General features: G+C 73.1%; 18 protein-coding genes and 1 tRNA gene. 12 read left to right on the forward strand and 7 right to left on the reverse strand.

The window, feature by feature from the left end; translation table 11 throughout:
• Positions 1-84 precede the first annotated feature (84 nt).
• The 4 genes from ACFYQA_RS30160 (at position 85) to ACFYQA_RS30175 (ending at position 7,023) form a co-directional block, all read left to right on the forward strand.
• Positions 85-978: an FAD binding domain-containing protein gene (locus ACFYQA_RS30160; protein WP_388924443.1), complete on the forward strand. Its 894-nt coding sequence runs from the start codon at positions 85-87 to the stop codon at positions 976-978.
• Positions 975-2,951 (forward strand): 2Fe-2S iron-sulfur cluster-binding protein, encoded by a 1,977-nt coding sequence (locus ACFYQA_RS30165; RefSeq protein WP_388924446.1) that lies wholly within the window; start codon positions 975-977, stop codon positions 2,949-2,951. The genes ACFYQA_RS30160 and ACFYQA_RS30165 overlap by 4 nt, the downstream gene beginning before the upstream one ends.
• Positions 2,948-5,290, forward strand: a complete 2,343-nt coding sequence (locus ACFYQA_RS30170; RefSeq protein ID WP_388924449.1) for a xanthine dehydrogenase family protein molybdopterin-binding subunit — start codon at positions 2,948-2,950, stop codon at positions 5,288-5,290. Before ACFYQA_RS30165 ends, ACFYQA_RS30170 begins: the two co-directional genes overlap by 4 nt.
• A gap of 485 nt (positions 5,291-5,775) precedes the next feature.
• Positions 5,776-7,023, forward strand: coding sequence for an SUKH-4 family immunity protein (locus ACFYQA_RS30175; protein WP_388924451.1), 1,248 nt, complete (start codon positions 5,776-5,778; stop codon positions 7,021-7,023).
• A 20-nt stretch (positions 7,024-7,043) separates the two neighbouring features.
• Here ACFYQA_RS30175 and ACFYQA_RS30180 read toward each other — a convergent pair.
• Positions 7,044-7,115 (reverse strand) — tRNA-Cys (locus ACFYQA_RS30180).
• A 231-nt stretch (positions 7,116-7,346) separates the two neighbouring features.
• Between ACFYQA_RS30180 and ACFYQA_RS30185 the strand changes: the two genes are divergently transcribed.
• From ACFYQA_RS30185 to ACFYQA_RS30210, 6 genes are all read left to right on the forward strand, one after another.
• A complete protein-coding gene (locus tag ACFYQA_RS30185) occupies positions 7,347-8,837 on the forward strand; it encodes an MFS transporter (RefSeq protein WP_388924454.1) in 1,491 nt (496 codons plus the stop codon).
• 48 nt (positions 8,838-8,885) lie between these two features.
• A complete protein-coding gene (locus tag ACFYQA_RS30190; RefSeq protein WP_388924457.1) occupies positions 8,886-9,086 on the forward strand; it encodes a hypothetical protein in 201 nt (66 codons plus the stop codon).
• Positions 9,083-9,493, forward strand: a complete 411-nt coding sequence (locus tag ACFYQA_RS30195; RefSeq protein WP_388924460.1) for a type II toxin-antitoxin system death-on-curing family toxin — start codon at positions 9,083-9,085, stop codon at positions 9,491-9,493. Before ACFYQA_RS30190 ends, ACFYQA_RS30195 begins: the two co-directional genes overlap by 4 nt.
• 175 nt (positions 9,494-9,668) lie before the next feature.
• The gene (locus tag ACFYQA_RS30200; protein ID WP_388924463.1) at positions 9,669-11,459 is read left to right on the forward strand and encodes a DEAD/DEAH box helicase; all 1,791 of its coding nucleotides are present in this window, start codon (positions 9,669-9,671) and stop codon (positions 11,457-11,459) included.
• Positions 11,460-11,743: 284 nt separating this feature from the next.
• Complete coding sequence (locus tag ACFYQA_RS30205) at positions 11,744-12,382, forward strand: IclR family transcriptional regulator (RefSeq protein WP_386402853.1); 639 nt, start codon at positions 11,744-11,746, stop codon at positions 12,380-12,382.
• Positions 12,383-12,460: 78 nt separating this feature from the next.
• Positions 12,461-13,252 (forward strand): S16 family serine protease, encoded by a 792-nt coding sequence (locus ACFYQA_RS30210; protein ID WP_388924465.1) that lies wholly within the window; start codon positions 12,461-12,463, stop codon positions 13,250-13,252.
• A 15-nt stretch (positions 13,253-13,267) separates the two neighbouring features.
• Here ACFYQA_RS30210 and ACFYQA_RS30215 read toward each other — a convergent pair whose 3' ends face one another.
• From ACFYQA_RS30215 to ACFYQA_RS30235, 5 genes are read right to left on the reverse strand one after another with little or no spacing between them, the layout of a single operon-like run.
• Positions 13,268-14,236, reverse strand: coding sequence for a glycine betaine ABC transporter substrate-binding protein (locus ACFYQA_RS30215; RefSeq protein WP_388924468.1), 969 nt, complete (start codon positions 14,234-14,236; stop codon positions 13,268-13,270).
• On the reverse strand, positions 14,233-15,141 hold the full coding sequence (locus ACFYQA_RS30220; protein ID WP_388924471.1) for an ABC transporter permease: 909 nt from the start codon (positions 15,139-15,141) through the stop codon (positions 14,233-14,235). Before ACFYQA_RS30220 ends, ACFYQA_RS30215 begins: the two co-directional genes overlap by 4 nt.
• The gene (locus ACFYQA_RS30225; RefSeq protein WP_388924474.1) at positions 15,138-16,442 is read right to left on the reverse strand and encodes an ABC transporter ATP-binding protein; all 1,305 of its coding nucleotides are present in this window, start codon (positions 16,440-16,442) and stop codon (positions 15,138-15,140) included. The genes ACFYQA_RS30220 and ACFYQA_RS30225 overlap by 4 nt, the downstream gene beginning before the upstream one ends.
• Positions 16,435-17,082 carry an ABC transporter permease gene (locus tag ACFYQA_RS30230; RefSeq protein WP_388924477.1) on the reverse strand — a complete coding sequence of 216 codons (648 nt, stop codon included), beginning with the start codon at positions 17,080-17,082 and terminating at the stop codon, positions 16,435-16,437. The genes ACFYQA_RS30225 and ACFYQA_RS30230 overlap by 8 nt, the downstream gene beginning before the upstream one ends.
• A 44-nt stretch (positions 17,083-17,126) precedes the next feature.
• Positions 17,127-17,627: an Lrp/AsnC family transcriptional regulator gene (locus ACFYQA_RS30235; protein WP_383811095.1), complete on the reverse strand. Its 501-nt coding sequence runs from the start codon at positions 17,625-17,627 to the stop codon at positions 17,127-17,129.
• 131 nt (positions 17,628-17,758) lie between these two features.
• Between ACFYQA_RS30235 and hppD the strand changes: the two genes are divergently transcribed.
• Positions 17,759-18,907: a 4-hydroxyphenylpyruvate dioxygenase gene (hppD, locus tag ACFYQA_RS30240; protein ID WP_386402836.1), complete on the forward strand. Its 1,149-nt coding sequence runs from the start codon at positions 17,759-17,761 to the stop codon at positions 18,905-18,907.
• A gap of 90 nt (positions 18,908-18,997) precedes the next feature.
• Here the strand turns inward: hppD and ACFYQA_RS30245 are convergent, their stop codons facing one another.
• A complete protein-coding gene (locus ACFYQA_RS30245) occupies positions 18,998-20,485 on the reverse strand; it encodes a tetratricopeptide repeat protein (RefSeq protein ID WP_388924480.1) in 1,488 nt (495 codons plus the stop codon).
• A gap of 122 nt (positions 20,486-20,607) precedes the next feature.
• Here ACFYQA_RS30245 and ACFYQA_RS30250 point away from each other — a divergent pair, with 122 nt between their 5' ends.
• Complete coding sequence (locus tag ACFYQA_RS30250) at positions 20,608-22,017, forward strand: FAD-binding oxidoreductase (protein ID WP_388924483.1); 1,410 nt, start codon at positions 20,608-20,610, stop codon at positions 22,015-22,017.
• Positions 22,018-22,035: the final 18 nt, after the last annotated feature.

The following is a 22,035-nucleotide window of genomic DNA, read 5'->3' on the forward strand; positions in this document are numbered from 1 at the left end:
AGTTGCCACGTCCGCCCTGTCAGGTCGTACCGTACGGCTGCAACAGGTGGGACCAGGTGGGGCCGCGGGAAGGGGCAGCCGGTTTTGAGCACGCACGCACCGCAGGCGGCGCAGGCTGTGACGCTGCCCACGACGCTGGATGAGGCCGTGGCGGCGCTCACCGTCATGCCCGCCGCCGTGCCCGTCGCGGGCGGCACCGATCTGATGGCCGCCGTCAACTCCGGGCAGCTCAGGCCGACGGCACTGGTCGGCCTCGGCAGGATCAGCGAGATCCGCGGCTGGCAGTACCAGGACGGCCACGCGCTGCTCGGCGCCGGCCTCACCCACGCCCGTATGGGCCGCCCCGACTTCGCCGCCCTCATCCCGGCGCTCGCCGCCTCCGCGCGCGCCGCCGGACCGCCGCACATCCGCAACGCGGGCACCCTGGGCGGCAACATCGCCTCCGCCGCCCCGACCGGTGACGCGCTGCCCGTGCTGGCCGCGCTCGAGGCGACGCTGATCATCGCGGGCCAGGGCGGAGCCCGCCGGGAGATCCCGGTGTCGCACCTGCTGGCCGGGATGGACATGCTGCGGGCCGGTGAACTCATCGGCTACGTGCGGGTGCCGCTGCTGCACGCCCCGCAGGTCTTCCTGAAGGCCACCGGCCGCACCGGCCCCGGCCGCGCGGTCGCCTCCGTCGCCCTGGTGCTGGACCCCGCCCGGCGCGGGGTCCGCTGCGCGGTGGGCGCCATAGCGCCGATGGCGCTGCGGCCCCTGGAGGCCGAGCAGTGGGTCGCCCAGCTCATCGACTGGGACAACAACCGCGCGCTCGTGCCGGAGGCGCTGAACGCGTTCGGGGAGTACGTCGCCGCGGCCTGCATCCCCGATCCGGCCCCCGACGGGGACGGCTCCGTCCCGTCGCTGCCGCCCGCGGTACTGCACCTGCGGCGCACCGTCGCCGCACTGGCCCGACGAGCACTGGGGAGGGCGCTGTCGTGACCGACGACCAGCAAGGAGAGGGCACGTCCGGCACGTCCCAGGGCGGCGGCAGCCGCTGGGACCCGCTGCCCCAGGGGGACTACGACGACGGCGCCACGGCCTTCGTGAAGCTCCCCGAGGGGGGCATCGACGCGCTGCTGGACTCGATGGAGAGCCCGCTCGCCGCGCCCGGCCACGGCTATGTGCCGCCGCCCATCACGGTCACCCCCACCACCGCGGGCACCGACCCCGCGGCCACCGGCAGCTGGGCGGTGCCGGGCGCCGGAACGCCGGGCGCCCCCGTCGACGGTGTCCAGTGGCACGACCCGCAGGCGGGCCGGCCCGGGGAGGACCCCGGGGCGCACGCGGCGCAGCGGCACGGCGGCCAGGACCGGTTCACGTACGACCCCGGGGCCTCCGGACAGTGGCACTTCGAAGACACGCCCGGCGCCGGCGACCCGGCACCCGGTGCCGACGTGACCGGCCAGTGGTCGATCCCCGTCGCGGGCGGCGACCTCCCGGACGAGTCCGGCGAGTTCACCACCTCCGCGCTGGCCGAGCAGTGGGGAGCCACCCCGCCGGTCACCCCGCCCCCCACCCTCCCGGGCGGCGCCCCCGCGCCCTGGGCCACACAGGCCATCGGGCAGCCGTGGGGACCGGGCGTACCGGGCGTGGACCCGGCTCACCCCGACTCCGCTCCCGGCCGGGAGCAGAACCGGGGGCAGAGCGGCCCGGAACCCGACTGGCGCGCGGACGACGGCCGGGGAGCCCCCGCGCACGGCCATGCGGGCACCGCCGACCCCGTCCGGGGGCGGCCCGACGCGCGGCCCGCCCCCGGCCACGACTCCCCGCCCCTGTCGAGCGGGGTGCCACAGCCGGCCCCCGCCGAGCCCCACTGGCGGTCCGGCACCGAGACCTATCCGGAGGCGGCCGGCGGTCCGTCCGCCCCGGAGCTCCGTGAGCACCCGCAGCCGGGCCCGGAGGGCGCCGCAGGACCCGTCGGCGGGCCCGGGGAGGCTCCGGGGGTCGCCGAGGCCGCCAGGGGCTCCCAGAGGCCCCAGGACGCGCACGGCGCGCACGGCGCGCACGGTGCCCAGGAGGGAGCGGCGGCACCGGAAGGCATAACGGCCCCGGAGGGCGCGAGGGACCACGCCGAGAGGTCCCCGGCCGGGGACGCCGGGCCGGAACCCGCGGGCACCGGCCCCGCGTCCGCCGCCGGCCCCGGGACCGGCACCGGTCCCGACATCGGCCCGGAAGCCCCCGACGGCACGTCACACGGGTCCGAACCGCTGCCCGGTGCCGCGCACGACGACCACCCCCTCGCCTCCTACGTGCTGCGCGTCAACGGCACCGACCGGCCCGTCACCGACGCCTGGATCGGCGAGTCGCTGCTCTACGTGCTGCGCGAGCGCCTCGGCCTCGCCGGCGCCAAGGACGGCTGCTCACAGGGCGAGTGCGGGGCCTGCAACGTGCAGGTCGACGGCCGGCTCGTCGCGTCCTGCCTGGTCCCGGCCGTCACCGCGGCCGGCAGCGAGGTCCGTACCGTCGAGGGCCTCGCCCAGGACGGCCGGCCGTCGGACGTGCAGCGCGCGCTCGCGCGGTGCGGCGCGGTGCAGTGCGGCTTCTGCGTACCGGGCATGGCGATGACCGTGCACGACCTGCTGGAGGGCAACCCGGCGCCCACCCGGCTGGAGACCCGCCAGGCCCTGTGCGGCAACCTGTGCCGCTGCTCCGGCTACCGGGGTGTGGTGGAAGCCGTCCAGGAGGTCGTCACCGAACGGGAGACCCTCGCCGAGGCCGTCCTGGCCGACCAGGCCGACCAGGACAACGCCCGGGGCGCGGACCGTGGCACGGTCCGGGGCTCCGGCGGCGAAACGGGCGAGTTCCGCATTCCGCACCAGGCAGGACCGGGCGCCGGCGGCGTCGGCCCCGCCGCCTTCCCGGACCCCGGACCGCATGACCGGCTCTACGGCCGGGACGGAGGCCAGGCATGAACAACGAGGCCACCACCGTGCAGAGCGCACAGGCCACGGAGGACACCGCCGGGACGGAATCGCCCCCGCGCGGACTCGGTGTCTCCCTGCCGGCCGCCGACACCCGCGCCAAGACCGAGGGCACCTTCCCGTACGCCGCCGACCTGTGGGCCGAGGGCCTGCTGTGGGCGGCCGTGCTGCGCTCCCCGCACCCGCACGCGCGGATCACGTCCATCGACACCACCCACGCGCGCGAGATGCCCGGCGTGCAGGCCGTCGTCACCCACGAGGACGTCCCCGGCACCCCGGTGTACGAGCGCGGCCGGTCCGACCGCCCGGTCTTCGCCTCCGACGTCGTACGTCACCACGGCGAGGCCATCGCCGCCGTCGCCGCCGACCACCCGGACACCGCGCGGATGGCCGCCGCCGCCGTCATCGTCGAGTACGAGGTGCTCGACCCGGTGATCGACCCCGAACAGGCCTTCGAGGCCGAGCCGCTGCACCCCGACGGCAACCTGATCCGGCACATCCCGCTGCGGCACGGCGACCCCGACGCGGCCGGTGACCTCGTCGTCGACGGCCTGTACCGCATCGGCCGCCAGGACCCCGCACCCATAGGGGCCGAGGCCGGACTCGCCGTCCCCCGCCCGGACGGCGGCGTCGAGCTGTACCTGGCCTCCACCGACCCGCACGGCGACCGGGACGAGGCCGCCGCCGCGTTCGGCCTGGAACCCGACCGCGTGAAGATCGTCGTCACCGGAGTGCCCGGCGCGACCGCCGACCGCGAGGACCAGAGCTTCCGGCTGCCGCTCGGCCTGCTGGCGCTGAAGACCGGCTGCCCGGTCAAACTCACCGCCACGCGCGAGGAGTCCTTCCTCGGCCACGCCCACCGGCACCCCACCCTGCTGCGCTACCGCCACCACGCCGACGCCGAGGGCAGGCTGGTGAAGGTCGAGGCGCAGATCCTGCTCGACGCGGGCGCCTACGCCGACACGTCGTCGGACGTGCTGGCCGCCGCCGTCGCCTTCGCCTGCGGCCCCTACGTCGTCCCGAACGCCTTCATCGAGGGCTGGGCGGTCCGCACCAACAACCCGCCCTCCGGCCATGTGCGCGGCGAGGGCGCCCTGCAGGTGTGCGCCGCCTACGAGGCGCAGATGGACAAGCTCGCCAAGAAGCTCGGTCTCGACCCGGCCGAACTGCGCATGCGCAACGTCATGGCGACCGGCGACGTCCTGCCCACCGGCCAGACCGTGACCTGCCCGGCCCCGGTCGCCGAACTCCTCGAGGCGGTGCGGGACCACCCGCTGCCGCCGCTGCCCAAGGACAGCCCCGAGGACGAGTGGCTGCTGCCCGGCGGCCCCGAGGGCGCGGGCGAACCGGGCGCGGTACGCCGCGGGGTGGGCTACGGCCTGGGCATGGTGCACATGCTCGGCGGCGAGGGCGCCGACGAGGTGTCCACGGCCACCGTGAAGGTCCAGGACGGGGTGGCGACGGTGCTGTGCGCGGCCGTCGAGACCGGCCAGGGCTTCACCACGCTGGCCCGGCAGATCGTCCAGGAGATCCTGGGCGTCGACGAGGTGCGTGTGGCACCCGTGGACACCGACCAGCCCGCCGCGGGCGCGGGCAGCCGAGGCCGGCACACCTGGGTGTCGGGCGGCGCGGTGGAACGCGCGGCGAAGATGGTCCGCACCCAGCTCCTGGCGCCCCTGGCCCACAAGTTCGGCATGTCCACCGAGCTGCTCCAGATCGCCGACGGCCGGATCACCTCGTACGACGGCGTGCTGTCGACGCCCGTCACCGAGGAACTGGCGGGCAAGGAACTGTGGGCCACCGCCCAGTGCCGCCCGCATCCCACCGAGCCCCTGGACGCGTCGGGCCAGGGCGACGCCTACGTCGGAATGGCCTTCTGCGCGATCCGCGCGGTGGTCGACGTCGACATCGAGATCGGCTCCGTACGGGTCGTGGAACTGGCCGTCGCCCAGGACGTGGGGCGGATACTGAACCCGGCCCAGCTGGCCGCCCGGATCGAGGCGGGCGTGACCCAGGGTGTGGGCGCCGCGCTCACCGAGAACCTGCGCACACCGCGCGGTCTGGTCCGCCACCCCGACCTCACCGGCTACGCCCTGCCGACCGCCCTGGACGCGCCCGACATCGAGATCGTGAAGCTGGTCGAGGAACGGGACGTGGTCGCGCCGTTCGGTGCGAAGTCGGTCAGCGCGGTGCCGGTGGTGACCTCGCCGGCGGCCATCGCCGCCGCCGTCCGGGCGGCCACCGGCCGCCCGGTCAACCGCCTGCCGATCCGCCCGCAGGCCGCGGTGGTGACCAGCGGCCGCGACCGCCTGGTCAGGTCCACCGACTGACGGCCGGCGGCTGACGCCCGCCGGCTGACTGCCACCGGTTGATGCCCACCGGTTGACGGTCGGCGGCGGCTGTCGTCCGGTCGGGACGTGCCAACGCCCTTGGTGTGGGGCCGACGTCCGGTTGCCGGCGTCGGGCCGGGAGCCGCTGCGACGCGGGACCGACGGCCGGCAGGGGCCGGCACCGGCTGTCGAGGCCGGGAGGCCGGGAAGTCGTCGTAGAACGTTCACGTCGATTTCCGTGCGAAGGCAACGCACAGGGGGTGTTCGGGCGTCTTGTGGGGCGGGGCGTCCGTATCCGTGTTCCGGCCGGTCGCCCGCCCGTTCCCGCTCCGGGGCGTTGTCAGTGGTGGCGCGTAGTGTTCCAAGTGGTGCGGACGGCTGCCGGGTTCGGAGGGTCGGGGTCCGTCCTGTCCGGGCGGGACGGTGCGGTCCGGAGTGACGAAGCACGGGACACGCGACTGAGCGCACGTATGCACGGGGGAGCCATGAGCACGACCGACACCGCTGTCACGGATGCCATGAACGTCACGGGCACCGCGGCGGCGATCACCCTGACCGAGGACGACCTCGATCCGTTCATCACGCACGCGTCCACGCGTCGCTGGCTGACCGGCCCCGGACTGCCCTGCGACAGCGGCCTGTTCAACTTCACGCGGCTGCGGGGCGAGGGCCTGCGCACGGTCGCCGGCTCGACCGGTGACCCGGGCGAGGGGCTCTCCGCGGAGCTGCGGGACCAGCTGGTCATCGGCGGACTGCTCGGCCCTGCCGGCCTGGAGACGGAGTCGGTCCTGCTCGACGGCGCCACCGGCGAGGTGTCGACGACGTACTTCTTCCACGACCGGCCCGATCGGCCCGACCTGATGGACCGTCGCCCGCTCGCCCCGTCGCTGCCGACCCTGGTGCGGTTCGCCGCCGCCACGGACGAACTGGCGGGGCTGCGCGGCCAGTTCGCCGCCTACGCGGGCCGCTGGGGCACGAAGGCGGTGGCGGAGGCCTCCCGGCAACTGCTCGCCGTGTTCGAGGAGGGCGCGGACGGCGAGCCGGCGCCGCTGTGGCGGATGGCCGCGCTGATCCGCCCGCTGGCCCTGGTGGCCGGTCCGGGCACGGTCTCGGGGCTCGCCCTGGACCTCCCGGTCCGCCTCCTCGACCAGGAGTTCGGCCGGCGGGGCGTGGTCCGTTTCGAGGAGTTCGACTTCCCCGCGACGCTGACGCACGAGCCGACCCGCCGCTTCCTGCGCGAGACGGGTCTGCCCGAGAACGGCTTCCTGTTCCAGCTGGACACCGACCTGCCGCTGCGGACCCTCGCCGAGTACCACGGCGAGGGCTGCGCCGAGTACCACGGCGAGGGTTGCGGCGACGGCCCCGGCGCGTTCCCGGCCGGCCGTCTCCCCGCCCACGCCGACCGGCTCGTCCGCCTCGGTCATCTGGTCGAGGACAACAGTCTGGTCGTCGACGGCGCCACCGGCGCGGTCCTGAACTGGAGCGTGCCGGACGGCGTCCTGTATCCGCTGAACACGGACATCTCGACTCTCGCCTTCACCCTCTGGCTGCTGCACCGCGAGCACACCATCGACGAGGGGTCGGGCCACGCGCTGACCAGCGAGACGTACGACCAGCTGGCCATGACGATGATCCAGGTCCTGTCCTCCGTCGACCCGACGGGCGCCACGACCGACGCCGACTGGCACTACTGGACGGAGCTGTTCCGGGACGAAGCGGGCGGGGTGCTCTGAGAGCACCCCGCCCGCAGCAGAGGCCGTGGCGGGAATCGAACCCGCGTCATTCGCTTTGCAGGCGAATCCCTGAGCCACTCGGGCACACGGCCAAGACAGGGGGCGAGGTGTGGTCTTCACCACCCCGCCGCCGTGAACTCGGTACGCCGACCGTACGGCGGGGCGGGAGCGGGGCTCAAGGGATTCCGGTGCGGTGCAACGGGACTGCCACACGCCGTTCATGAACGACGGGGCGGGCGGCCGGGGGAGTACGACCAAGGTCCCGGTGCCGGTCCGACCCCCGACAGGCGTCAAAGCGCCCTGTGGCCCTTACTCTGGCGCCCATGGCCGCCCCGAACCCGCGCGACACCTCTGTCGCCAAGACCTCCGACGCCCCGCCCGGGTCCACCACTCCGCCCCTGCCCCCCGCCCCCGCCCCCGGCGGCGAGCGGGACGAGGGCGTGCTGAGCGGCCCCTACCGGGCGCTGAGCATCGGCATCGTCTCCGTGGTGCTGCTGATCGCCTTCGAGGCGACGGCGGTGGGCACGGCCATGCCGGTCGCGGCGCGCGAGCTGGACGGGGTGTCGCTGTACGCCTTCGCGTTCTCGGCGTTCTTCACGACCAGCCTGTTCGCGATGGTGCTCTCCGGCCAGTGGTCGGACCGGCGCGGGCCGCTCGCGCCGCTGACCACGGGCATCGCCGCCTTCGCCGCGGGGCTGCTGCTGGGCGGGACGGCGGGCTCGATGTGGCTGTTCATCCTGGGGCGGGCCGTGCAGGGCCTCGGCGGCGGGATGGTGATCGTCGCGCTGTACGTCGTCGTCGGCCGGGCCTACCCGGAGCGGCTGCGTCCGGCGATCATGGCAGCGTTCGCGGCGAGCTGGGTGGTGCCGTCGATCGTCGGCCCGCTCGCCTCCGGAGCGGTGACCGAACACATCGGCTGGCGGTGGGTGTTCCTCGGCATCCCGGTCCTCGTCGTGTTCCCCCTCGCCCTCGCCCTCCCGCAGATACGCCGCAGGGCGTCGGGCCCGGCGGGCGACGGCGCGGACGCACCGGCCTCCTCGGGCGGCCGCCGCATCCGTCTCGCCCTCGCGATCTCCTTCGGCGCCGCGCTGCTCCAGTACGCCGCCCAGGACCTGCGCTGGATCTCCCTGTTGCCCGGCGCGGCGGGCCTGGCGCTCCTGGTGCCCGCTGTACGGGGACTGCTCCCGCGCGGCACCTGGCGGGCGGCGCGCGGCCTGCCCTCGGTGGTGCTGCTGCGCGGCGTCGCCGCCGGGTCCTTCATCGCCGCCGAGTCCTTCGTCCCGCTGATGCTGGTCACCCAGCGCGGCCTCAGCCCGACCCTCGCCGGGTTCTCCCTCGCGGCGGGCGGCGTGACCTGGGCGCTGGGCTCCTGGATCCAGTCGCGGCCCCGCCTGGAACCGCACCGGGAGCGGCTGACGACCCTCGGGATGCTCCTGGTGGCGGTGGCCATCGCGGCGGCCCCGAGCGTGCTGATCGAGGCGGTCCCCGCCTGGACCCTGGCCGTCGCCTGGGCGTTCGGCTGCCTCGGGATGGGTCTGGTGATCTCCTCCACCAGTGTCCTGCTGCTCCAACTCTCCGCACCCGAGGAGGCGGGCACCAACTCCGCCGCCCTCCAGATCTCCGACGGCCTCTCCAACGTCCTCCTGCTGGCCGCCGGGGGTGCCGCCTTCGGGGCCCTCGGCGGCGGCACGGTCGCCCACGGGGCCACGCAGGCCTCCGGCTCCCACCCGGCCGCCTTCGTCGCCGTGTTCCTGCCGATGGCGGCGGTGGCCCTGGCGGGGGTGTGGGTGACGACGCGGCTGCGGGAGCGGTGAGCCGTAAACCCTTCGCGTGCGAATGGTCGCGGAAGGTAACTTCCGGGTATGTCCGAACTCGTTCTTCACCTGGACCCCGCCGTCCGGCAGGCGCTCCACGACCTCGCGGACGCGCAGGACCGCACACCGGAAGACGTCGCACGGGAGGCCGTACGCAAGCACCTGCACGAAGAGGGCCGGCTGGTGCGCGCCGTCGCCGAGCACATCGCGCGTGAGCACGCCGATCTGCTGAGGAGGCTCGGCGAATGACCGCACACCGGCAGCCGGCCGCTCCGCGGGGAGCGACCCGGCACCTCACCGTCGACGAGGTCACCGCCCTCGCGGAGATCGCCTTCGGCGGCCGTCCGCCCGGGACACGGGAGCCCGGACTGCTGGCCTCGGCCGTGCACCGCCCCCGCGCCCGCATGTTCGGCACGGCCGCCTACCCCGACCTGTACGACCAGGCAGCCGCCCTCCTCCACGCCATCGCCACCAACCACCCCCTCGTCGACGGGAACAAGCGCACCGCCTGGCTGAGCACCGCGACCTTCCTCGCCCTCAACGGCGTCGATCTCGCCGCCGTCGACCAGGACGCGGCGTATGTGCTGGTCATCGAGGTGGCCTCAGGGGTGGAGGCGGACGTGGGAAGCATCGCGGGGCGGTTGCGGAGGTTGTGACGTCGGTCCCACCCCCGGGTGCCCCCGCCCGGCCCGGGCGTCGTCCGGACCGGGGCGCGGATAGGGTGGCCCGGTTGCCGTACGCCGACCGCCGAGTGCGGCCGGCTGCCCCTGCGGCCGGGTTCCCGGCGCGGCCGAGCCGCCCGAACCCGCCCCCGTCCCCACAACGGAGACCGTGACTACCACCGCCGCTTCCGCCTCGCACCACCTGTCCCCCGCCTTTCCCGGCCGTGCCCCCTGGGGCACCGCCGGCAAGCTCCGGGCCTGGCAGCAGGGGGCGATGGAGAGGTACCTCCAGACGCAGCCGCGCGACTTCCTGGCGGTCGCCACCCCCGGCGCCGGCAAGACCACCTTCGCGCTGACGCTGGCCTCCTGGCTGCTGCACCACCACGTCGTGCAGCAGGTGACCGTCGTCGCGCCCACCGAGCATCTGAAGAAGCAGTGGGCCGACGCCGCCGCCCGGATAGGGATCAAGCTGGACCCCGAGTACAGCGCGGGCCCGGTCGGCAAGGACTACCACGGGGTCGCCGTCACCTACGCCGGTGTCGGTGTGCGCCCCATGCTGCACCGCAACCGGTCCGAGCAGCGCAAGACCCTCGTCATCCTCGACGAGATCCACCACGCCGGTGACAGCAAGTCCTGGGGCGAGGCCTGCCTGGAGGCGTTCGAGCCGGCCACCCGCAGGCTCACGCTGACCGGTACGCCGTTCCGGTCCGACACCAACCCCATCCCGTTCGTGACGTACGAGGAGGGCAACGACGGCATCCGCCGGTCGGCCGCCGACTACACCTACGGGTACGGCTCCGCGCTCGCCGACGGCGTCGTGCGTCCCGTCATCTTCCTCGCCTACAGCGGCAACATGCGCTGGCGCACCAAGGCCGGCGACGAGATCGAGGCCCGCCTCGGCGAGCCCATGACCAAGGACGCGATCAGCCAGGCCTGGCGCACCGCTCTCGACCCGCGCGGTGAGTGGATGCCGTCCGTGCTGCGCGCCGCGGACCAGCGGCTGACCGAGGTCAGGAAGTCCGTCCCGGACGCCGGTGCCCTCGTCATCGCCACCGATCAGGACTCCGCCCGCGCCTACGCCAAGCTGATCCGCGAGATCACCGGCAGCAAGCCCACCGTCGTCCTGTCCGACGACACCGGAGCCTCGAAACGGATCGACGACTTCAGTGGCGGCGACGACCGGTGGATGGTCGCCGTCCGCATGGTGTCCGAGGGTGTCGACGTCCCGCGCCTGGCCGTCGGCGTGTACGCGACCACCATCTCCACCCCGCTGTTCTTCGCCCAGGCCGTCGGCCGTTTCGTGCGGTCGAGGCGGCGCGGTGAGACCGCGTCCGTGTTCCTGCCGACCATCCCGAACCTGCTCACCTTCGCCAACGAGATGGAACGCGAACGCGACCACGTCCTCGACAAGCCCAAGAAGGAGGGCGAGGAGGACCCGTACGCCGAGTCCGAGAAGGAGATGGACGAGGCGAACCGGGAGGAGGACGAGGACACCGGCGAGGAGATGCTGCCCTTCGAGGCGCTGGAGTCCGACGCCGTCTTCGACCGGGTCACCTACAACGGCGCCGACTTCGGCATGCAGGCCCACCCCGGCAGTGAGGAGGAGCAGGACTACCTGGGCATCCCGGGGCTCCTCGAACCCGACCAGGTGGAGATGCTGCTGCAGAAGCGGCAGGCCCGGCAGATCGCGCACAGCCGCAAGAAGCCGGACACCGAGGCCGATCTGCTCGAACTGCCCGCCGAGCGGCGCCCCGTGGTCTCCCACAAGGAGATGATGGAACTGCGCCGGCAGCTCAACAACATGGTCGGCGCCTACGTCCACCAGAGCGGCAAGCCGCACGGCGCCATCCACACCGAGCTGCGCCGCGTCTGCGGGGGGCCGCCCGCCGCCGAGGCCACACCGGGACAGTTGCGTCAGCGGATCGCCAAGGTGCAGGAGTGGGCCACCCGCATGCGGTGAAATCCATTCACCCTCTGTGCGTATCGCGTCAAATGCTGTCACTTCACGGTCATTGATGCCCGGATTCTGGACGGAGCCTTCCGCTGACCGGACCGGCTCGCTACTGTCCCGCTACGCACACGCCCCGTGGCAGCGCCGCCGCGGAGCGCAGCCGTGAAGCGACTGCGCCCGGGACACCGCCGGGCCGCCGGCCGATCGGCGGCTCTGGAGCGCGTCACCGACGGGACTCGGTGACGCACACGCCGTGAGAGGGCCGCCGACCTGACCCCGAAGGAGTGGGCGTCGTGACCGCGGAGACCTCTCAGACGCTCGACCGGGGACTGCGGGTCCTCAAACTGCTGGCCGACACGGACCACGGTCTGACCGTCACCGAGCTTTCCCACAAACTGGGCGTGAACCGGACTGTCGTGTACCGGTTGCTCGCCACCCTGGAGCAGCACGCGCTCATCCGCCGGGACCTCGGCGGGCGGGCCCGGGTCGGACTCGGGGTGCTGCGGCTGGGCCGCCAGGTGCACCCGCTGGTACGCGAGGCCGCGATGCCGGCCCTGCGGTCACTGGCGGAGGACATCGGCGCGACCGCGCACCTCACGCTGGTGGACGGGGCCGAAGCGCTGGCCGTCGCCGTGGTGGAACCGTCGTGGACGGACTACCACGTGGCCTACCGGGCGGGGTTCCGGCATCCGCTGGAACGGGGCGCCGCCGGCCGGGCGATCATCGCGGCCCGGCAGCGGCCGCGCGACCCCGGATACACCCTCACCCACGGCGAACTGGAAGCCGGCGCGTGCGGAGCGGCGGCGCCCCTGATCGGGGTCACCGGCGTCGAGGGCAGCGTCGGCGTGGTGATGCTGGCCGACGTGGTCCCCGAACGGGTCGGCCCCCGCGTCATGGACGCGGCCCGCGAGGTCGCGGAAGCGCTGCGCTGACGGCCGACGCCGGAGGGGCGGCCGCGGGGGCCGAGGCGCGGCGGAGGCGGGGCCGGGGCGTCGCGTTAGATTGATCCCGTGCTCTCTCGCCTCACGCGTCCCCAGGCCCTGGCCGTCTGTGCCGTTCCCGTCGTCGCCCTGCTGGCCACGGCGGTATTCGTGCCGCTGCCGTTCTCGGTGGCGCAGCCGGGACTGACGGCCGACGTGCTCGGCGAGAACAAGGGCACGCAGGTCATCACCATCTCCGGCGCGAAGACCCGCGAGACCACCGGCCAGCTGCGGATGACGACGATCGAGGCGACCTCTCCCGACACCCGGGTCGACCTCCCCGACGTGCTCGGCGGCTGGTTCGACACCGACCGGGCGGTCATGCCCCGCGACTCGGTCTACCCCTCAGGGGGCGACGTCAAGGAGATCGAGCGGTACAACGAGAAGCAGATGAAGATGTCGCAGGACGAGGCGACCCGGGCCGCGCTGGGCTACCTGGACCTGGACGGCAAGGGCGTCAAGGTCGAGCTGAAGCTCGCCGACGTCGGCGGTCCCAGCGCCGGCCTGCTGTTCTCCCTCGGCATCGTCGACAAACTGAACGGCGACAACAGCGGCGGCGACCTCACCGGCGGCCGGATCATCGCCGGTACGGGGACGATCGACGCGGACGGCACGGTCGGTGCCGTGGGCGGCGTGCCGCTGAAGACGCAGGCCGCCCGGCGGGACGGCGCCACCGTCTTCCTGGTGCCCGAGGCGGAATGCGCCCAGGCCCGGACCGAACTCCCCGAGGGGCTGCGCCTGATCCCGGTCACCACCCTCAAGGGCACCGTGGACGCCCTGGTCTCCCTGGAGAAGGGCACCGGCAAGGTCCCCAGCTGCTGACCGCGGTCCGCCGGCTCAGCGTTTCCTGACGAACCCCTCGTCCACCATCCAGTCCAGCGCCACCTGGTGGGGGTCCTCGCCGTCCACGTCCACCTTGGCGTTCAGGGTCCGCGCCACCTCGTTGTCCAGCTTCGCGGTGACCGGGTCGAGGACCCCGGCGATCGCCGGCCACTTCTTCAGGGCGACGGTGTTGACCATCGGTGCCGCGTTGTAGTTGGGGAAGAACTTCCTGTCGTCCTCCATCACCACCAGGTTCATGGACTTGATCCGGCCGTCGGTGGTGAAGACCTCGCCATAGGTGCAGGCGCCCTTGGCCGTCTGGGTGTAGATGATCCCGGTGTCCATCTGCGTGATGTTCCCCGTGGCCACGTTCATGCCGTACGCCTCCTCCATGCCCCGCAGCCCGTCCGTCCGGTTGGCGAACTCGCCCTCCACGCACAGGGTCACCGCCGGCGGGTCGGACTTCGCCAGCGAGGCCACCTCCGACAGCGTCCGCGTGCCGTACTTCTTGTAGTTCGCCTGGTTCATGGCCAAGGCGTAGGTGTTGTTCAGCGCCGACGGCTCCAGCCAGGTCACCCCGTTCTTCAGGTCGGCCTCGCGCACCGCCTCCCACTGCTTGCGCGGGTCGGGGAGGGGCTTGCTGTTGCCCTGGTACGTGATCCACGCCGTGCCGGTGTACTCGTACGAGGCATCCGCGTCCCCCTTGACGACCGCCTCCCGGGCGCCGATGGAGCCCTGGATGCCGGTGCGGTCGACGACCTCGGCGCCGGCCGCCTGGAAGGCGATGCCCATGATCGCGCCCAGGATCAGCTGCTCGGTGAACTCCTTGGAGGTGACGGTGAGCTTCGCGCCCTCGAGCGGCTTGCCCCGCCCGATCGAACCCGGTCCCACGTCGTCGACCATGGGGGACCCGCTGGTCAGCCCGCAGGAGGAGAGCCCCGCCAGCAGCACCCCGGCGAGCAGCAGACACCCGCACCGCCTCATGTGCCGGCCTCCAGCCCCCGCGGCCGCAGCAGCAGTTCGGCCAGCGAGGCCATCCAGTCCACCAGCAGGGCCAGGGCGACCGTGAGGATCGAGCCCAGGATCAGCACCGGCATCCGCTGACTGGTGATCCCGGTGGTGATCAGCACGCCCAGACCGCCGCCCCCGCCGAAGGTCGCCAGGGTGGCCGTGCCGACGTTCAGGACCAGGGCCGTACGCACCCCGGCGAGGATGAGCGGGACGGCCAGGGGCAGTTCCACGCGGGCCAGGACGCCCAGCGGGGACATGCCGATGCCGCGCGCCGCCTCCAGCAGGGTCGGGTCGTTGGCCCGCAGGCCCGCGGTGGTGTTGGAGAGCACCGGCAGCACGGCGTAGGCGATGATGCCGATGAGGGCGGCCCTGCGGCCGATGCCGAGCCAGATCACCAGCAGCGCGAGCAGACCGATCGCGGGCGTCGCCTGGCCCATGTTGGCGAACGCCATCACGACCGGGGCGGCTCTGCGGAGGGCCGGCCTGGTCAGCAGGATCCCCAGTGGGATCGCGATGATCAGCACGAAGAAGGTCGAGACCACGGTCAGCCCGATGTGCTGCCACAGCGCCTTGGACACCTGCCCGTCGGAGAGCGCGTTCTGGGAGAGCGCGTCCAGGTCGGCCTGGGTGAACCACAGCCAGGTCGCGAGGAGCAGGACGATCAGTGCCACGGGCAGGAACGTCAGCTTCTGCCACGTCACGAGCGAGGCGTCCGCGGCCGAGGACGCGGATCCGGCCGCCCCCCTCGTGGCCCCGCCCCCGCCGTCGCCCTCGTCCCGGTCCTGCTCCTCGTCCTCGTCATGGAAGGCGAGCCCTCCGGCCTCGTGCTCGCCGGGGGGCCGCTCGCCGGGCGTCCGCCGCCGGGAGGAGCCGCTCACGCGTCCGCCTCCCCGTCCGTACCCTCCTGCTCGGCGTGCGTCCGGCCGGCCCGCTGCCCCTCCAGTTCGTGCTGGGCCTCCATCGCCTCCAGCCGGTCGGCCTCCAGCAGTTCGTGGACGGAGTTCATCAGCGTCTCCACGTCGACGACGCCCTCGTACACGCCGCGCCCGCCGGTGACCGCCACCCGCCCGGAACTGTCGGTGAGCACCGCCTCCAGCGCGTCCCGCAGGGTGGCGTCCCGGGTCACCGTGTCGTGCACCAGGGTGCCCGCGCGGGCCAGGGATCCCTTGGCCCGCATCAGGTCGCCGCGCCGGAGCCACTTGTAGGGGCGGCGGTGCCGGTCGAGCAGCAGGATCTCGTTGGAGCCGCTGGAGCGGAGCAGGTCGAAGATCCGCTGGAGCGGGTCGTCGACGGTCACCGTCGGGTAGTCGGTGATCCCCACGTCCCGTACGCGGGTGAGGTTCAGCCGCTTCAGCGCGGCTCCGGCGCCGACGAAGCCGGACACGAAGTCGTCCGCCGGGTTGGTGAGGATCGCCTCCGGGGTGTCGAACTGGGCGATGTGCGAGCGCTCACGCAGGACCGCGATCCGGTCGCCGAGCTTGATCGCCTCGTCGAAGTCGTGGGTGACGAAGACGATCGTCTTGTGCAGCTCGTGCTGCAGCCGGATCAGCTCGTCCTGGAGGTGGTCGCGGGTGATGGGGTCCACCGCCCCGAACGGCTCGTCCATCAGCAGCACCGGCGGATCCGCCGCCAGCGCCCGCGCCACGCCCACCCGCTGCTGCTGCCCGCCGGAGAGCCGGCGCGGATAGCGGCCGTGGAACTCGCCCGGGTCCAGCCCGACCAGGTCCAGCATCTCCTCCACCCGCGCCCGCACCCGGGCCGCCGGCCAGCGCAGCATCTTCGGCACCAGCGCGATGTTCTGGGCAACCGTCATGTGCGGGAACAGTCCGCTGGACTGGATCGCGTACCCGACCTGGCGGCGCAGCTTCACCGGGTCCATGTCGGTGACGTCCTCGCCGCCGATACGGATCCGGCCGCCGCTCGGCTCGATCAGCCGGTTGATCATCTTCAGCGTGGTCGACTTCCCGCAGCCGGACGGGCCGACGAGGATGACCGTCTCGCCCGCCCTGATCTCCATGTCGACGTTGTCCACGGCCGGCTGCGGATTGCCCGGGTACCGCTTGGTGAGGCTTTCCAGCTCGATGGTCGCGCCGATGGTGCCGGTGGTGCCGGTGGATTCGCCGGATCCGGTGGCGTCGTCGGGTGCGTCGGGCGTCCTCGGGGCGGGTGACTCAGGCACGGATCCCCCTGGAGATGGTCAGCCGCCCGATCAGGACGTACGCGGCGTCGAACAGCAGCGCGAGGAGGACGATCAGGATCGTGCCCGCGAGCACCTGGTTGAGCGCGTTGCTACTGCCCAGTGAGGCGAGCCCGCGGAAGATCAGGTTGCCGAGACCGGGGCCGGAGGCGTACGCGGCGATGGCGGCGATGCCCATCAGCATCTGCGTGGAGACCCGGATCCCGGTGAGGATCGGCGGCCAGGCCAGCGGCAGCTCCACCCGGGCCAGCCGGGCCAGCCGCGACATGCCGATACCGGTGGCCGCGTCCACCAGCGCGGGGTCGACCCCGCGCAGGCCGACGATCGAGTTCCGCACGATCGGCAGCAGCCCGTACAGCGTCAGCGCGATCACCGTCGGCGGCACCCCGAGTCCCACGATCGGGATCAGCAGACCGATCATGGCCAGCGACGGAATGGTCAGCAGGGTGGAGGTGGCGGTCGTGGCCAGGCTGCCCGCCCAGTCGCTGCGGTACGTCGTCACCCCGATCAGCACGCCGATCACGGTCGCCGCCACCATGCACTGGAAGACCACGCTCGCGTGCTGGTACGTGTCGATGAGCAGCTGCTGGTGGCGGTTGCCCAGGTACTCCCAGAAGTCCACGTCGGCTCACCCCGCCTCGGCCACACCCGTCCGGTCGGTCCGGCTCAGTCCGGTCCGTCCGGGTCCCCGCCCGGCGGTTCGAGGAGCGCGGCCTGCTCCACCAGCGGGATGATCCGCAGCGGAACGGGGTTCTCCATCACGATCGCCGTGGCGGCCCGGACGATGCCATCAAAACCGACGACACGGTCGATCACCCGTTGGAGATCGGCGTTGGAGCGGGCCACGAGCCGGCACAGCATGTCCCCGCTGCCGGTCGTGGTGTGCAGTTCCAGGACCTCCGGAACGGTCGCCAAGTGCGCCCGGACGTCCGCCCCTTGACCCTGCCGGATCTCCAGCGTCGCGAACGCGGTGACCGGGTAGCCGAGGGCCGCCGGATCCACCTGGGGACCGAAGCCGCGGATGACTCCGTTCGACTGAAGACGGTCCAGCCGCGCCTGCACCGTCCCCCGCGCCACCCCCAGCCGCCGGGACATCTCCAGCACCCCGATCCGCGGCTCCCGAGCGAGGAGCAGGATGATCCGGCCGTCCAGCCGATCGATCGCCATACCGGCCTCCGCACCTGGTCGTCTGGTCATCCTGTACAGAAAGCCCGCCGATCACGGCAGGTCACTGGACATCATGCCCAGTGAACAAGCGAACTATTGCGCACCTTGCAGAGCTGGCCCACCCTGCACCTATGACGCAGACCACACACCACGCTCCCGACCCGACCGCCCGGCAGGCCGATCCCTTCCCGGTCAAGGGAATGGACGCGGTCGTCTTCGCCGTGGGCAACGCCAAGCAGGCGGCGCACTACTACTCCACCGCCTTCGGCATGAAGCTGGTCGCCTACTCCGGACCGGAGAACGGCAGCCGCGAGACCGCGAGCTACGTCCTGGAGAGCGGCTCCGCCCGCTTCGTCCTCACCTCGGTGATCAAGCAGTCCACCGAACAGGGCGCCTTCCTCGCCGAACACGTGGCCGCCCACGGCGACGGTGTCGTCGACCTCGCCCTCGAGGTCCCGGACGCGCGCGCCGCGTTCGCCTACGCCGTCGAGCACGGCGCCCACCCGCTCACCGAGCCGTACGAGCTGAAGGACGAGCACGGCACCGTCGTCCTCGCCGCGATCGCCACGTACGGCGAGACCCGGCACACCTTCGTCGAACGCACCGGCTACGACGGGCCCTACCTGCCCGGCTTCGTCGCCGCCGACCCGATCGTGGAACCGCCCGCCCAGCGCTTCTTCCAGGCCATCGACCACTGTGTCGGCAACGTCGAACTCGGTCGGATGAACGAGTGGGTCGCGTTCTACAACAAGGTCATGGGCTTCACGAACATGAAGGAGTTCGTGGGCGACGACATCGCCACCGAGTACAGCGCGCTGATGTCGAAGGTGGTCGCCGACGGCACCCTCAAGGTCAAGTTCCCGATCAACGAGCCCGCCGTCGCCAAGAAGAAGTCCCAGATCGACGAGTACCTCGAGTTCTACGGCGGCGCCGGCGTCCAGCACATCGCGCTCAACACCAACGACATCGTGCAGACGGTCCGCCGTATGCGCGCGGCCGGTGTGCGGTTCCTGGACACCCCGGACTCGTACTACGACACCCTCGGCGAGTGGGCCGGCGAGACCCGGGTGCCGGTCGACACCCTGCGCGAGCTGAAGATCCTCGTCGACCGGGACGAGGACGGCTACCTGCTGCAGATCTTCACCAAGCCGGTCCAGGACCGGCCGACCGTGTTCTTCGAGATCATCGAGCGGCACGGCTCCATGGGCTTCGGCAAGGGCAATTTCAAGGCCCTCTTCGAGGCGATCGAGCGGGAGCAGGAACGCCGCGGCAACCTGTGACCGGATGATCGCGGTACCGATGCCGGCAGTACCGATGCCGGCGAGGGCCGGACACGGGGCACCCCCGTGTCCGGCCCTCGCCGGCTCTCCTCACGACCAGTCAGGCGGCCCGTCCCCGACCGGCGGCTCGCCCAGCCGTTCCAGTGCCGCCTTCGCCTGCGGCACCCGCAGCGGGGAGAAGTACGGATTGATGCTCAGCGCTTCCCGCAGATGCCGCCGCGCGGGCCCGTGCCCATCGAGTTCGAGCTCGATCATGCCCCGGTGGAAGGCGTGCAGCGCGCTGCGCACCCCGCCGCCGTGCGTCCCCTCCGTGGCCCGCTCCGCGAACTCCAGCGCTTCCCCGGACCGTCCCGACCGATGCAGCGCCCAGCCCAGCGCGTCGGCCACCGCCGCCGACGGCTGCCGCTCCCATTCCGTCCGCAGCCGCCGTACCGCCGCCTGCGGGTCCCCGTGGTCCGCCTCGAACCGGCCCAGGACCAGATTCCCGTCGGCCCCGTGGGCGGCCGCCTCCCGTACCCGGGAGCGCAGCAGGTCGTAGTGGACCCGGGCGGCCTGCCGCAGCCCCAGGGACTCGTACAGCTCGCCCAGTTCCCTCGCGTACTCCGGCAGGGGCTGCCGGGCCAGCGCCGCCCGGTAGGCGCCGAGCGCCTCCGTGGTACGGCCGAGCGAGGCCAGCACCCTGCCCTGCCCCGCCTGTGCCGCCCGCTGGTCCGGGTCGATCCGCAGCGCCTCCTGGAAATGCCCCAGGGCGTCCTCCCGGTCGCCGCGTTCCCAGGCCAGCTGCCCGGCCTGCTCCAGGTACGACGCCCGCTCGGCCGGTTCCCCGGCCGCTGCGGCGGCGGCGAAGAGCTGGGCCGCCGCGTCCTCCCGCAGGCCCTTGTCCCGGTACACGGCCGCCGCCCGCGCCATCACGGCCGGATCCGACCGCAACGTCTTCAGCCGGTCCAGCATCCTCCCCGCCGACTCGCCGTCACCGAGCCCGGCGTACGCCTCGACCAGCGGGGGATACGTCGTCCACCGCTTCGGCTCCAGCTTCCGCGCACGCTCGCCCCACTCGAGGGCGGCGGGATGGTCGTGGCGCGCGTTCGCCAGCGCCGCCAGCCCGCGCAGCGCCGCGGCGTTGTCCCGCGGCCGCACCTTCAGCGAGGTGCGCAGCGCCCGCTCGGCCCGCGAGTACCGCGCGGGGTCCCCCAGCCGCCGTCCCTGCTCCACCCGGGCCGCTCCGAGCACCGCCCAGGACTCCGCGTCCTTCGGATGCTCCTTCAGGTGTCGCTCCCGCTCCCCGACCAGCGCCTCCAGGTCGGGCAGCGACGCCGGCACCCCGCCGGCCACCGCCGCCTGCGCCCGCGCCCCGGGTGCCGGCTCCGGTGGCCCGTCCGCCCCGCGCCCCCACGGCAGCAGCACCAGCACCCCGCCGAGCACGGCACACCCGGCAGCGGCCGAACCGAACCGCACCCGGCGCCCGCGGCCCACCCGCCCAGGTGCCTTCTCCCGCTCCGGGGCGCCGTCCTGCCCACGGATCTCGTCCTGCCGACGGGTCTCGTCCCCGCTCCCGGTCTCCTGCGGCTTGTCGTCCATGGCGCACACTGTGCGTCACATCATCCGCCGATACGACGAACCACACCCCGGTTCGCGACGGCTTACGGCCGGGTGACGTACGTGGGGTTCACACCGATGGCCCCGGGTGTCACGCTGGGATCGTGAGCCGTATCGAAGCGCGACGCGATGAAGACACGGTGACGGCCGGCCCCCTCGTCGGCCGGCTGCTCGACGGCCTGCCCTCCGAGGCAGTCCTCACCGACCCCGACGTCACGGCCTCCTACGCCAACGACATGGCGAGCTTCTGCCCGGCCGGCACCCCGGCGGTGGTCGTCCTGCCCCGCACGGTCGAACAGGTGCAGCACGTCATGCGCACCGCCACCGCCCTGTGCGTCCCCGTCGTCCCGCAGGGCGCCCGCACCGGCCTGTCCGGCGCCGCCAACGCGACCGACGGATGCATCGTGCTCTCCCTGACCAGGATGGACGCCATCCTGGAGATCAACCCCGTCGACCGGGTCGCCGTCGTCGAACCCGGCGTCGTCAACGCCACCCTCTCCCGTGCCGTCGGCGAACACGGCCTCTACTACCCGCCCGACCCCTCCAGTTGGGAGACCTGCACCATCGGCGGCAACATCGGCACCGCCTCCGGCGGGCTGTGCTGCGTGAAGTACGGCGTCACCGCCGAGTACGTGCTCGGCCTCGACGTGGTCCTCGCCGACGGCCGCCTGATGTCCACCGGCCGCCGCACCGCCAAGGGCGTCGCCGGATACGACCTGACCCGCCTGTTCGTCGGCTCCGAGGGCTCCCTCGGCGTCGTCGTGCGCGCGACCCTCGCCCTGCGGCCCAAACCGCCCGAGCAGCTGGTGCTGGCCGCCGAGTTCGCCTCCGGCGCCGCCGCCTGCGACGCCGTGTGCCACATCATGGCCGGCGGGCACACCCCCTCACTCCTCGAACTCATGGACCGTACGACGGTCAAGGCCGTCAACGACATGGCCCGGATGGGACTGCCGGAGAGCACCGAGGCCCTGCTGCTCGCCGCGTTCGACACCACCGACCCCGCCGCCGACCTCACCGCCCTCGGCGCGCTGTGCGAGGCGGCCGGCGCCACCCAGGTCGTCCCGGCCGAGGACGCCGCCGAGTCCGAACTGCTGCTCCATGCCCGGCGCCTGTCCCTGGTCGCCCTGGAGGCGGTCAAGGGCACCACGATGATCGACGACGTGTGCGTGCCCCGCTCCCGGCTCGGCGAACTCATCGACGGCGTCGAGCGGATCGCCGAGAAGTACCGGCTCACCATCGGTGTCGTCGCCCACGCGGGGGACGGCAACACCCACCCGACCGTCTGCTTCGACGCCCAGGACCCCGACGAGTCGCGCCGGGCCCGCGAGTCCTTCGACGAGATCATGGCCCTCGGCCTGGAACTCGGCGGCACCATCACCGGCGAGCACGGCGTCGGCGTACTGAAGAAGGAATGGCTGGCCCGCGAGATCGGCCCGGTGGGCGTGGAGATGCAGCGGGCCGTCAAACAGGTCTTCGACCCGCTGAACCTCCTGAACCCGGGCAAGCTCTTCTGACCCGGCGTCCTCCCGCGC

The sequence above is a fragment of the Streptomyces sp. NPDC005774 genome (assembly GCF_042871645.1).
GTDB classification, from domain to species: Bacteria; Actinomycetota; Actinomycetes; order Streptomycetales; family Streptomycetaceae; genus Streptomyces; species Streptomyces pratens.